At 67.1% G+C, this 13,339-nt stretch carries 7 protein-coding genes; all 7 read right to left on the bottom strand.

All coding sequences use genetic code 11. The features are described from left to right. Positions 1 to 2,388, bottom strand: a complete 2,388-nt coding sequence (locus GCN75_RS26675; protein WP_152285046.1) for a bifunctional salicylyl-CoA 5-hydroxylase/oxidoreductase — start codon at positions 2,386 to 2,388, stop codon at positions 1 to 3. Continuing rightward, positions 2,385 to 4,004: an AMP-binding protein gene (locus tag GCN75_RS26670; protein WP_152285045.1), complete on the bottom strand. Its 1,620-nt coding sequence runs from the start codon at positions 4,002 to 4,004 to the stop codon at positions 2,385 to 2,387. Before GCN75_RS26670 ends, GCN75_RS26675 begins: the two co-directional genes overlap by 4 nt. A gap of 93 nt (positions 4,005 to 4,097) precedes the next feature. Continuing rightward, positions 4,098 to 4,808: a response regulator gene (locus tag GCN75_RS26665; protein WP_152285044.1), complete on the bottom strand. Its 711-nt coding sequence runs from the start codon at positions 4,806 to 4,808 to the stop codon at positions 4,098 to 4,100. A gap of 86 nt (positions 4,809 to 4,894) precedes the next feature. Then, the gene (locus GCN75_RS26660; RefSeq protein WP_226941588.1) at positions 4,895 to 9,079 is read right to left on the bottom strand and encodes a hybrid sensor histidine kinase/response regulator; all 4,185 of its coding nucleotides are present in this window, start codon (positions 9,077 to 9,079) and stop codon (positions 4,895 to 4,897) included. A 98-nt stretch (positions 9,080 to 9,177) separates the two neighbouring features. Next, the gene (locus GCN75_RS26655) at positions 9,178 to 10,347 is read right to left on the bottom strand and encodes a patatin-like phospholipase family protein (RefSeq protein ID WP_034751717.1); all 1,170 of its coding nucleotides are present in this window, start codon (positions 10,345 to 10,347) and stop codon (positions 9,178 to 9,180) included. 39 nt (positions 10,348 to 10,386) lie between these two features. Then, positions 10,387 to 12,162: a gamma-glutamyltransferase gene (gene ggt / locus GCN75_RS26650; protein WP_152285043.1), complete on the bottom strand. Its 1,776-nt coding sequence runs from the start codon at positions 12,160 to 12,162 to the stop codon at positions 10,387 to 10,389. An 84-nt stretch (positions 12,163 to 12,246) separates the two neighbouring features. Then, positions 12,247 to 13,005 (bottom strand): 3-hydroxyacyl-CoA dehydrogenase, encoded by a 759-nt coding sequence (locus tag GCN75_RS26645; protein WP_152259135.1) that lies wholly within the window; start codon positions 13,003 to 13,005, stop codon positions 12,247 to 12,249. Positions 13,006 to 13,339: the final 334 nt, after the last annotated feature.

Here is a 13,339-nt window from a genome sequence, read left to right as displayed (position 1 = left end):
TCATCCTTCCAGCAGCCGCGCGGCTACCTGTTGCGGGGTCAGTCCCGTGTTGGCGGCAGCCAGCTGGCGCTCGCGCTGCAGATTGCGTTCCAGCTGCTGCTGGCCCGGCCGGTACTGTTTTGGCCAGCTTGAAGCGGCGCCACTGTAGCCGATGCGCGCCGTCTCCGTCAGGGTCCAGGCCGGGTTGGCCAGGTGCGGGCGGCCCACGGCGCACAGGTCGGCGCGGCCGGCGGCGATGATGCTGTTGGCGTGGTCCGCTTCGAAGATGGACCCGACGGCCATGCTGGCGATGCCCGCCTCGTTGCGCACGCGGTCGGCGAACGGCGCCTGGAACATGCGTCCGTACACGGGCTGTTCGAGCTTGCTGACCTGGCCCGAGGAACAGTCGATCAGGTCGGCGCCGGCCTGCTTGAACAGCCGCGCGATGACGACCGCGTCGTCGGGCGTGATGCCGCCTTCGACCCAGTCGTGGGCCGAGATGCGCACGCTCATGGGTTTATCCTGCGGCCAGGCGGCGCGCATGGCGCGGAACACGCGCAGGGGATAGCGGCAGCGGTTTTCCAGGCTGCCGCCATAGTCGTCCGTGCGGCGGTTGGTCAGCGGCGAGATAAAACTCGACAGCAGATAACCATGCGCGCAGTGCAGTTCCAGCCAGTCGAAACCGGCGACGGCCGCCGCCAGGGTGGCGCGCACGAAGTCCTGCTCGATGCGCGCCAGGTCGCTTTCCGTGGCCGCGCGCGCCACCTGCGACACGCCGGCCAGGTACTGCTGGCTGGACGCGGCCAGCAGCGGCCAGTTGCCCTCCTTCAGGGGCAGGTCGATGCCGTCCCACATGGGGCGCGTCGAGCCTTTCGGCCCCGCGTGGCCCAGCTGCAGGGCGATCTTCGCATCGCTGCCGGCATGCACGAAATCGACGATGCGCCGCCACGCCTGCGTGTGCGCTTCGCTGTACATGCCGGGACAGGCGGGCGTGATGCGCGCGTCGGCCGAGACGCACGTCATCTCGGCAAACACGAGGCCCGCACCACCCATGGCGCGCGCCCCCAGGTGCATCAGGTGATAGTCGCCCGCCACGCCATCGACGGCGCTGTACTGCGCCATCGGCGAGACGGCGATGCGGTTTTTCAGCAGCACGCCGCGCAGCCGGAAGGGCGTGAGCATGGGCGGCAGGGCCTCGTCCGGCATCGCCACGCCGGCCTGTTCGCCCGCGCGCCGCGCCAGCCACCGCTCATAACCGGCCACGTACGCGGGATCGCGCAGGCGCAGGTTTTCATGCGAGATGCGCTGGCTGCGCGTGAGCATGGAATAGGCGAACTGCGGCGCCTCCATGGCGCTGTAGCGCTCGACGTTTTCAAACCATTCCATGGAATTGCGCGCCGCGCTCTGGATCTTGAGCACTTCGACGGCGCGCAGCTGCTGGTAGGCGGCCAGCGCCGCATCCGTGCCGGCAGCGCTATCGGCGTGCTGGCCGAAGCAGCGCGCCAGCTCGATCGCGTCTTCCAGCGCCAGCTTGGTGCCGGAGCCGATGGAGTAATGGGCCGTGTGGGCCGCGTCGCCCATCAGCACGACGGGCACGCCGTCCTGTACATGCACCCATTGCCGGCAGACGATGCGGGGGAAGGTGATCCACTGGGCCGAGCCGCGCAAGTGCGGCGAATTGCTCAGCAAAGAGTGACCATCGAGTTCCCCCGCAAACAGCGCTTCGCAAAAGGCGATGCCCTCTACCTGGCTCATGCTGTCGAGCCCCGCCGCGCGCCACACGTGTTCGGGCGTCTCGACGATGAAGGTCGACGTGTCGCCGTCATACTGGTAGATGTGCGCCTGGAACCAGCCGTGTGGCGTCTGGCGGAAGGCAAACGTGAACGCTTCGAATTTCTTGCGCGTGCCCAGCCAGACGAAGCGGCAATGGCGCTGCTCGATCTCGGGCTGGTAGCTGGCCGCATAGCGCGTGCGGATGCGGCTGTTCAAGCCGTCGCTGGCGATCACCAGGTCGGCGCCGTACTGGCGCGCGATGGCCTGGTCGTCCTGCACTTCCGTCTCGAACACCAGCTGCACGCCCAGTTCCTCGCAGCGCGCCTGCAGGATATTGAGCAGGCGCTTGCGGCCGATGCCGCAAAAGCCGTGGCCGCCCGAACGCACGGTCTCGCCCTTGAAGTGGATCTCGATATCGTCCCAGTGGTTGAACGCCTGCAGGATGGCGCGCGCCGTCGGCTCGTCCGCATTGGCCAGGTTACCCAGGGTCTGGTCGGAAAACACCACGCCCCAGCCAAACGTGTCATACGGGCGGTTGCGTTCGATGACCGTGATGCGGTGACCGGGGTTCTGCTTTTTCATGAGCAGGCTGAAATACAGGCCGGCGGGACCGCCGCCGATGCAGACAATATTCATGGGGTGTCCGTGCGAAGTTTGAAGCGCTGCAGCTTGCCCGTTTCCGTGCGGGGCAAGGCCGGCAGGAAACGGATGGCGCGCGGATATTTATACGGGGCGATATGCTGGCGCACGAAGTCCTGCAGTTCGGCCGCCAGCACGTCGCCGGCCTGGAAGCCGTCCTTCAGCACCACGTGCGCCTCGACGATCTGGCCACGCCCGGCATCGGCGCGCCCGACCACGCCGCATTCGGCCACGGCCGGATGGCGCAGCAGCGCCTCCTCCACTTCCGGGCCGGCGATGTTGTAGCCGGCCGAGACGATCATGTCGTCGCTGCGCGAGCGGTAATAGAAATAGCCGTCGCCATCCATCTCGAAGGTGTCGCCCGTCAGGTTCCAGCCGTTCTGCACATATTCGTGCTGGCGCGGGTCGGACAGGTAGCGACAGCCGGTGGGCCCTTTCACGGCCAGGCGGCCCGTCACGCCGGGCGGCTGCACCACGCCCGCGTCGTCGACGATGCACGCCTGGTAGCCGGGAATGGCCTTGCCGATGGCGCCGCGGCGTATGCCCTCGCCCGTGGCGGAAATGAAGATGTGCAGCATCTCGGTGGCGCCGATGCCGTCCGTCATGGCCAGGCCCGTCGCCTCCTGCCAGGCGTCGCGCGTGGCCAGCGGCAGCGCCTCGCCCGCCGACACGGTCAGGCGCAGGCTGCGCACGTCATGACTGGCCGCCAAGGGCGCCATCTGGCGGTAGAAGGTCGGCGCCGTGAAGCAGATGGTGGCCTGGTATGCGGCGATGGCGCGCAGCAGGGTATCGGGCGTGAGTTTTTCCAGCAGCACGGTGGCCGCGCCGAAGCGCAGGGGGAACAGCAGCAGACCGCCCAGGCCGAAGGTGAACGCCAGCGGCGGCGTGCCGATGAAGATATCGTCGGCGCGCACCTGCAGCATGGAGCGGGGAAAGCAGTCGCAGATGGCCAGCAGGTCGCGGTGCATGTGCATGGTCCCCTTCGGCACGCCCGTCGTGCCCGAGGTAAAGCTGATCAGGCACACGTCGTCGGCCGCCGTGTCGTGCGCGGCAAACGGGCTGGCGTGCGCCGCCATGCGCTGTTCCAGCTCGGCGCCTTCGGCGCCAAAGCACAGCATGCGCGGCAAGCCGGACATGCCGTCGAGTTCCGCGCGCAAGCCCTGCGCGCACAGCACGGCGTTCACTTCCGCCTTGGCCGCGATGGTGGACAGCTCGCGCGCGCGCAGCAGCGGCATGGTGGGCACGGCGATGCAGCCGGCCTTCAGCACGGCCAGCAGGCAGGCGGCCATCATGGGGGTATTCGCGCCGCGCAGCAGCACGCGGTTGCCGGGGATCAGGCGCAGGTCGGCCTGCAGCACGTGGGCGATGCGGTCGACCTGCTGCGCCAGTTGCGCGTAGGTCCAGCGCTGGCCGTCGGCAAGGATGGCGGTGCGTCCGCCGCCACCTTCTGCCACGGCCGCATCGAGCAGCGCGGCGGCGCAATTGAGACGGGGCGGATACTGCAGCTCGGGCAAGTCAAGGCACAGCTGCGGCCACAGTTCGCGCGGCGGCAGGTGCGCGCGCGCAAAGTCGTCCTGGGGAGATGCGGTGGTAGGCGAAGGGTCGCTGCTCATGCTCATCCTGGCTGGTGACGGGCGCGTGCACAGGGCCCGGAAGCAGATACTTTAAACCTAAAGTATTTTTCCAGCAAGGGGAAAACGGCAGATTCAGTCCATCCCGTCCTGTTGACGCAGCAGGTGGGCCTGTTGCGCCACGCTGCGCGCCAGCGCGGCCAGGGCACCCTGTATCTGCTCGCCATCGAGCACCGACGCCTGCAGCAGGTCCATCATCGCGGCCTCCGCGCCATGCAGGCCCAGGGTGCGGCAACCGAGGTGCAGCCGTTCGAGCTGCTGGCGCGCCTGCGCCGGTTCGCCGCGCGCCAGCAAGGCGTCGACCTGTTCGCCGGCGGCGCCGACCTGCCCCTGGAAGCCCGTCAGGTAGGCCAGCAAACGTTCGCCGTCGATGCCCAGCCGCTGCAGCGTGTCGCGCGGCGCCTCGGCCGGCAAGGCCGACACGTCGAAGCAGGCGTCGATATGCTGGCGCACCTGCTCCGGCTGGAATGGCTTGACGATATAGCCGGCAGCGCCGGCCTGCACGGCGTCGCGCACCGTGTCCTGGTCGTTGGCCGACGACACCAGCACCAGCGGCATGGCGTCGAGCGCGCTGTCGGAACGGATTTTCTGCAGCAGCTCCATGCCGGACAGGCGCGGCATGCGCAGGTCGCAAAAACACAGCGATGGGCGCAAGCCGCCTTCGAGCTGCTCCCACGCCGCCGCGCCATCTTCGGCTTCCACAATATCGTGCACGCCGCAGCTGTCGATCAAATGCATCAATACCATGCGCGACACGACATCATCGTCAACCACCAGTACTTTCATTGCTTTCTCCATTGCCGGCAGCATCAGGGCGCCTGGCCGTATTCTACCCAGTTTCGCCGCGCGCTCCATGGCCGGCATTGCCTATTTTACATTTCCTTGTCCGAAACGGCTATTTGCGTCAACAGTGCGCGCAATTGGGGCAAATGCAAGGCCACCTGGGTCCAGCGCCCGCCGTCCGCCGCCTCCTCCAGTTCCGTGCACAGCATGTGCAGCTGCGTTTCATCGAGATACGCGGCGCTGCCCTTCAAGCCGTGCAGCAGGCGCCCGGCGCCGTCCTTGTCCTGCGCCGCCAGCGCTGCGTCGAGTTCACGCAGGCGCCCCTCCAGGTCGGCGACGAAGGCGACGCGGATGCGCCGCTGCAGTTCGCCGCTGCGGCCGGACGGGGAAGGCGCCGGGGCGGGGATGGCCGGCGCGATGCCGAACAGGGCATCGAGTTCGGCCTGCCCCCGCGCTGCGCCGCGCGGCACGTTGGTCGGCATGCGCGGCAGCATGAAACCGCGCTGCAACTGGCGCTCGATGGCGCGCGCCAGCAAGCCATGCAGCGCCGCCTCGTCCACTGGCTTGCTGAGGAAATCATCCATGCCGACACCCAGGTAGCGGCTGCGGTCCTCTTCGCTGGCATTCGCCGTCAGGGCCACGATCATCAGTTCCTGGTCGCGCACGGGCTGGTCCGGCCAGCCGCCCACGCGGATCAATCGCGTCGCCGTCGCCCCATCCATCTCCGGCATGCGCCCGTCCATCAGGATCAGGTCATAGCGCGTATGCACGCAGGCGGCCACCGCCAGCGCGCCGTTGGCCACCACGTCGACCCGGTGCCCCAGTTCCTCGAGCATGACGCGGATGATGATCTGGTTGGTGGGGAAGTCTTCCGCGCACAGCACGCGCAGCTGGTGGCTGTGCGGCGCCAGCGCCACCTGCGGCACCAGCGGCGGCGCCACGCCATCGGCCAGCGGCAAGGTGAAGGCAAAGGTGCTGCCCTGCCCCGGCGTGCTGGCCACTTCGATCTCGCCATCCATCAGTTCGACCAGCTGGCGGCAGATGGCCAGGCCCAGCCCCGTGCCGCCGTAGCGCCGCGTGGTGCTGGCGTCGGCCTGCTCGAACTTCTGGAACAGGCGCGCCATCGCATCGGCATCAATGCCGATGCCGCTGTCGCTGACCGTAAAGCGGATCAGGCTGACCTTGCGCCCGCCGCTGCCGCTGGCCATGCCGGCCCGCTCGACGCTCACGCTGACGCCGCCGCGCTGGGTGAACTTGAAGGCATTGCCCACCAGGTTGACCAGCACCTGGCGCAAACGGGTGGGATCGCCCACAACAAACGGCGGCAGGTCGGGCGCGAAATCGATGGAGAAACCGATGCTGCGCGCGGCTGCCTGTTCCTCGAACAGGCTGACGACCGTCTCGATCGCCGCACCGAGCGCGAAGTCGATGTTTTCAATACTCAGTTTGCCCGCCTCGATCTTGGAAAAATCGAGCAAGTCATTGATGATCACCAGCAGCGACTGGGCATTGGCCTGGCCGCGCAGGATCTGCTCGCGCGTCGCGTCGTGCAGCTGCTCGTCGCGCAGGGCAAAGCCCAGCATGCCGATCACGCCGGCCAGCGGCGTGCGCATTTCGTGGCTCATGTTGGCCAAAAATTCCGACTTCTGGCGCGTCGCATCCTCGGCCTTGCGCTTGGCCTGGCGCAGGCTTTCCTCGTTTTTCGTCAGGCTGCTGTTGACCTGGGCCAGCTTTTCCGACTGGGCCAGCACTTCGATTTCCTTGCTCTGCAACTCGGCCGTGCGTTCGCTGACCAGCTCTTCCAGTTCGTTCTGCTGGCGCCGCAGCGCGCGCACGCGCTGGCGGTAGGCGCCATACACGGCGCCCAGCAGCAGCGCCGCCATCAGGGTGCGGAACCACCAGGTTTTCCAGAACGGCGGCAGGATCGTGATGGCCAGGGTGGCGCCGCTCTCGTTCCACACGCCGTCCTTGTTGGCCGCCTTGACGCGAAACACGTAATTGCCGGCATCGAGGTTGGTGTAGGTGGCGAAGCGCCGCCCCGCATCCGTCATGACCCAGTCCTGGTCGAAGCCTTCGAGCCGGTAGGCGAACATATTGCGCTGGGGCGCGGCGAAATGCAGGGCCGCGAATTCCAGCGAAAAGACGCTTTCGCGGCTGGTCAGCACCAGGTTGCGCGTATGGTCGATCGCCGTCTTGAGCACGTGCGCGAACTCGCCGCGGCCGATGGCCACGGGCTTGTTGAATATCTGCAGTTCCGTGACGGCCACCAGCGGCGGCACGCGGTTGTCGTGGATATCCTGGGGCACGAACGCCGTCATGCCGTTGAAGCCGCCGAAGTACATGGTCCCGTCCGACGCGCGCAGGGCCGCGCCATCGAAGTACGAGCCTTCCACGGTGCCATCGGCGCTGTCGTAGTTGCGGAACAAGCCGCTGCGCATGTCGAGCCGCGTGATGCCGCTGTTCGTGCTCAGCCACAGCTGCTCGTTGTCATCGCCGAGGATGCTGGCGACGGCATCGTCGGCCATGCCATCCTTGCGCACGAAGCGGCGGAAGCGGATCTCGCCCTTCGCATCGACGTCCATGCGGTTCAGGCCATTGGCCGTGCCCACCCACAGCACGCCGCGCTTGTCCTCGTGCAGGTAGTGCACCTCGTCGTGGCTGAGGCTATGGGGATTTTGCGGATCGTGGCGGAAATGCCGGAAGCGGCCGCTGGCGCGGTCCAGCAAGTCCAGGCCATGGAAGGAGCCTATCCACAGCTGCCCCTTGCCGTCTTCCAGCACGGGCCGCACCATGTTGTCGGACAGGCTGTTCGGATCGGCCGGATCGTGGCGGTAGGTGGTAAAGCGCTGGCTGGCGGGGTCGAAGCGGTGCACGCCGCCCCGCGTCGAGACCCACAGCATGCCGCTGCGGTCGCTCACGACATTGCGGATGGTGTCGCTGTTCGGGTCGCCGGCGGCAAAGCGCATGGTGAAGAAGCGCCCCAGTGCCGGGTCGAAGCGGTGCAAGCCCGTCGAGCCGCCCACCCACAGAGTGCCGTCCGGCGCCTTGTACAGGGTGGTGACCTGCTCGTCGCGCGACATGCCGGGCGAACTGCGCAGGTCGAACACGCGCGAGCTGCCGTCGCGCGTGTCGTACAGTTTCAGGCCCGCCTTGGTGGCCAGCCACAGCTTGCCATTGCCCGCGTCGGCCACGGCGCGCACTTTCTTGTCCGCCAGGGCGCCCACATCGCCGGGTGCGCGCGCCATGCGCGAAAAGCCGCCGCTGCCCAGGTCCACGCGGCTCACGCCGTTGTACCAGGAACCGACCCAGAACGTGCCCGCGCGGTCGCGGTACAGCGACGACAGCTGGTTGTCGGCGACGCTGAACTTGTCGCCCGTCTGGTGGCGGTACTGCAGGAAGGTGTCGCTCCCGGGCTGCCAGCGGAACAGGCCGTCGGCATTGCTGCCCAGCCAGACAGTGGCGTCGACATCCTGGTACAGGCTGGCGACGCGGATGGCGGAAAAGCCCTGTTTTTCACTGAGGCGCAGGCGCGACTGGGGCGCTTCGCCCGCGCCGCCCAGGCGCCAGCGCTCGGCGCCGGCCATCGTGCCTATCCACAGGTTCTGCTGGCGGTCGACCAGCAGCGCCTGGATCACGTTGTACTTCGAGCCGGGCGCCGCATCGACGGCGAAATGCTCGAAGCGGTCGCTGCCCGGGGCCAGCATGTCCAGGCCCGTGACCGTGCCGATCCACAGGCGCTTTTGCCCGTCCAGCACCAGCGCCTTGATTTCATTGTCGCCCAGGCTGTGCGGATTGCCTTCTTCATGGTGCCAGGTGCGGAAGGTGCCCGTGGCGGGATCGAAATGCTGCAAACCGTCCGAGGTGGCGATCCAGAACCCGCGCGCGCCATCGTCGACAATGGCATGGATATGCCGGTTGCCGTTGCCGCGCTTGCTCTTTTCGGCCGGCACGTAGTGGATGAAGGTCTGGCTGGCCGCGTCGAAGCGGTCCAGGCCGTTGTCGGTGCCCACCCACAGCTGGCCCTGGCTATCGACGTGCAGTTCGCCGACCCAGTTGTCGGCCAGGCTGGTCTTGTCGCCCTCGACATTCTTGTAGACGACCATGCGGTAGCCATCGTAGCGGCTCAGGCCGGACTGACTGCCGAACCACATATAGCCCTGCCGGTCCTGGGCGATGGCCAGCACCGATTCCTGCGCCAGGCCCTGGTCGACGCTGAGCTGGTCGAAACGCAAGGTGGGCGCAGGCGCTGCCGCGGCGGCACCGCCCAGCAGCAAAATTAGCAGTAAGGCAACATCATGAACACGTCGAAATACCTGCACAATCGTCCTGTCAAAAAAACGCGAAAACTCCGGCTACTGTGCCGGGGGCCGTCTCAAGAACCAAAAAACGCCAGTACATCGTCCTTGCGGGCCTGCGTATCGCGCTGTCCAAGACGGATCAGCTCGTTAGTATACGTCGATTCGAACAATAAATACGATGCCAGCGCCGCGCCGCGCGCTTCGGCGGCGCCGATGCCCGACAACATGGTGCGGATGGGACGGGGCAAACTGCCGATATGCCGGCTGGCGATGGCGTCGAGCCGCTCGGATGGCGCGATGACCAGCAATTCCACGGGCCGCAAGGCCGTCTTGCCCAGCAATTCGGGCGGCAGCATCGACAAGGTCAGGTTGATGCGGTTCAGGCGCTCGATGTCGACGGCCAGGCCGTCGAGGAAGATCGACGACAGCGCATGGCCGGCGATCTGCGCCAGGCTGGGGTAGCGCGCCGCTTCGGACGCGGCGGGCGCCGGTTCCGTCATGCGTCCTGCACCCACCACCAGCACCTTGTTCGCGCCCAGGTGGATGGCCGGCGAAATCGGCGCCAGCTGGCGCATCGACCCGTCGCCGCAGTACTCGCGCTGGCCGCCCACGTACAGGGGCACGGCGGGAAAGATGAAGGGGATGGCGGCCGAAGCCAGCAAGTGTTCCACGCCGATCTGGTCGGGCAAGGCCAGGCGCTGCGTGCGCACCCACGGCGCGATGTCCTCGGCCGTCTGGTAAAACGTCATGTGGCGGCTGCCCGAGTACGACGACGCCGTCACGGCCAGCGCATGCAGCAGGCCGTCGGCCAGGGCCGCGTCCAGGCGCGGCAGGTCGAGCATGCGGTGCAGCAGGCTGACCAGCGGGGTATTGTCGAGCAGGGAACTGGGCGGCGACGCATGCCATTGGCGCAGCAGCCAGCCGAACGACAGCAGCGACAGCCAGCGCGCGCCCGAACGGATCACGCCCAGCGAATCGGCGCGGTAGACCTGTTCGACCTCGATGTGCTGCCACACGTCGAGCAGCTTTTGCACGCCTTCGCCGAAGTTGTCGGCACGGCAGGCCAGCGCCGTGGCATTGATGGCGCCGGCCGAGGTGCCGCAGATGATGTCGAACGGATTGCGCGCCGGCGCCCAGCCCGCTTCCCACAGGATCGCCGAAATCGCCTGCAGCACGCCCACCTGGTAGGCGGCACGGGCGCCCCCTCCCGTCAGTATCAAGCCTGTTTTATTTTGCATTCCCATGCCGGCAGATTAGCAGGGTCTTGATGCTTTGTGGAAATTTCAGTCGCCACGCACCATGCCTTCACGGCGCGGGTCCGCGCCGCCAAACCAGAAATCCTTGCCGTGCGCATTCAGGCGCATGATGCCCTGCAGGCCGGAATTCTGCTCGATCACGCGCACTTCGTGGCCCATCGCCTGCAATGCCTCGACCTGGGCGGCCGGCGCGCGGCCCTTTTCCAGCTCCGTCGGACCGTTGCGGCTGCCGAAATTCGGCAGGCTGATGGCTTGCTGCACGTTCAAGCCCCAGTCCATGGTGCCGACCAGGACCTTGGCCACGTAATTGATGATGGACGAGCCGCCCGGCGACCCCGTCGCCAGCACCAGCTTGTGCGTGCCCTTTTCAAACACGAGGGTGGGCGACATGGCACTGCGCGGACGCTTGCCCGCCTCGACGCGGTTGGCGATGGGGCCATCCGCATCGCGCGAATCGAACGAGAAATCCGTCAGCTGGTTATTCAGCAAGAAGCCGTCGACCATCTGGCGCGAGCCGAACGCGTCTTCCACGCTGGTGGTCATCGACAGGCCGCCGCCGAACGCGTCCACGGCCACCAGGTGCGACGTCGACGGACGCTGCAAGGCGTTGTCCATGCCCCACGCCACCTGCATGCCGGGCGGCGTGCCGGGCAAGGCGCGGCCCATGGATTTGTCGCCGATCAGCGAGGCACGCTGCGCCAGATAGGTTTTATCGAGCATCGAGGCGACGCCCTTGCCGGGCAGCGGCACGAAGTCCGTGTCGGCCACGTAGCGGTTGCGGTCCGCGTAGGCCAGGCGCCCCGCTTCCGAGAACAAATGGATCGCTTGCGCATCGAGCACGCCGTCGACGGGCGGATACGGGCGGATATCCTTCACTTCCAGCATGCCCAGCATCTGCGCGATGGCGATGCCGCCCGACGATGGCGGCGGCATGCCGCACACGGTCCAGGCCTTGTAGTCGCTGCAGACGGGTTCGCGCACCTTGGCCCGGTAGCCGGCAATGTCCTGCGCCGTCAGCTTGCCCGGATTGGTCGGATGCGACGCCACCTTGGCGGCGATGTCGCGCGCGATGCGGCCGTTGTAAAACGCGTCGGCGCCGCCGCGGGCGATCTCGCGCAGGGTGCGCGCCAGCTGCGGGTTTTTCAGCACATGGCCGACGGGCCAGGCCTTGCCGTCCTGGTCATAGAAATACGCGGCGGCGACGGGGTCGCGCTTCAGGGCCTGGTCCCAGTTCAGCAAGCCGTTAAGGCGCTGGCTGACGGGAAAGCCGCCGTGCGCCAGCTTGATGGCGGGGCCGAACAGGGTCGCCCACGGCAGCTTGCCATGCTCCTTGTGCGCCAGTTCCAGCATGCGCAGCACGCCCGGCGCGCCCACGGAACGCCCGCCCACCACGCCCGTGGCGCGCGAGACGGGGCTGCCGTCCGCATTCTGGAACAGGTGTTCATCGGCGGCGGCCGGCGCCGTTTCGCGCCCGTCGAACGCCTGCACGCCCTTGGCGGTGGAGTACAGCAGGAAGGCGCCGCCGCCGATGCCCGACGACTGCGGCTCGACCAGGGTCAGCACCAGCTGCGTGGCAATGGCCGCATCGATGGCGCTGCCGCCCTTTTTCAGCATCTGGTAGCCCGCATCGGCAGCCAGCGGATTGGCGGCGGCCACCATGAATTTCTGCGCCGACCAGCCCGATTTTTCCGCATACGCGGTGGCGATTTCCGGTGCCTTCTGCGGCACTTCGGCAAATACGGGACTGGCGGCCAGGGCCCCCAGCAAGGTCAGGCTCAGGGCCAGCGGCTTCAATGTGATCATGGATTCTCCGATAAAAAAAGGGCGCACAGCCAGGCAAGGCTGTACGCCCCATACGGGGGTATCCTACATCAAATCACGCCGCGCTTATTTTGGCTGCATGCGGATGGCGCCGTCCAATCTAATTGTTTCGCCATTGAGCATGACGTTTTCCACGATGGCCTTGACCAGCTGCGCGTATTCGCCCGGTTTGCCCAGGCGCGAAGGGAACGGCACCATCTTGCCCAGCGCATCCTGCACTTCGGCCGGCATGCCCAGCAGCATGGGGGTTTCGAAAATGCCGGGCGCCACCGTCATCACGCGGATGCCGTTGCGCGACAGGTCGCGCGCCATCGGCAGGGTCAGGCCCACCACGGCCGCCTTCGACGACGCATACGCGGCCTGGCCGATCTGGCCATCGTAGGCCGCCACGGAAGCCGTGTTGATGATGATGCCGCGCTCGCCTTCGGCCGTCGCATCCTGCTTGGCCATGGCGTCGGCCGCCAGGCGGCACATATTGAAGGTGCCCACCAGGTTGATGTTGACGACCTTCTGGAACAGGGCCAGCGGATGCGGGCCATCCTTGCCCACGGTTTTCACGGCAGGCGCCACGCCGGCGCAGTTGACCAGGCCGCGCAGGGTGCCCAGCTTGGTCGCCGCAGCCACCACGGCCATGCCGTCTTCTTCCGACGTCACGTCGCACTGCACGAACGCGCCGTTCAATTCAGCGGCCAGCGCCTGGCCCGCCTCCGTCTGTACGTCGGCCAGCACGACCTTGCCGCCCGCCGCCGTCAGCATGCGCGCCGTGGCCGCGCCCAGGCCCGATGCGCCGCCCGTGATGATGAATACGTTGTCCTGAATCTGCATGAAATCTCCTGAGTGATAAGGGCCGTGTTCCCGGCGCCTGATGGTTGATGCACGATGCCATCATTACGCGCTATTACGTTTACGTAAACGTAATGTCGGCGACAATTGTAGCCACTTTTGCGCCCACCGAGCGAAAACTTGCAGCGCTGGCGTACGGCAGGGTTAAAAACACTGGATAAAGGCGCCGTTGCGGTGGCAGATGCGGCCGTTGGCATCGAGCGTGGCGTTGCCCGGGCCGTTATAGCGCGCGCCGGCCGCATCGCGGCAACCGCCCGTGTCGCACGCGCCGATGGCTTGCGGCGCGCGCGGCATGGGCATGGCCGGACTGGGCGGC

Source organism: Janthinobacterium violaceinigrum, from assembly GCF_009208555.1.
In the GTDB taxonomy this organism is placed as follows: Bacteria; Pseudomonadota; Gammaproteobacteria; order Burkholderiales; family Burkholderiaceae_D; genus Janthinobacterium; species Janthinobacterium violaceinigrum.
Note: the sequence above shows the minus strand (reverse complement) of the source record. Positions and strands in the feature narration are given on the sequence as shown.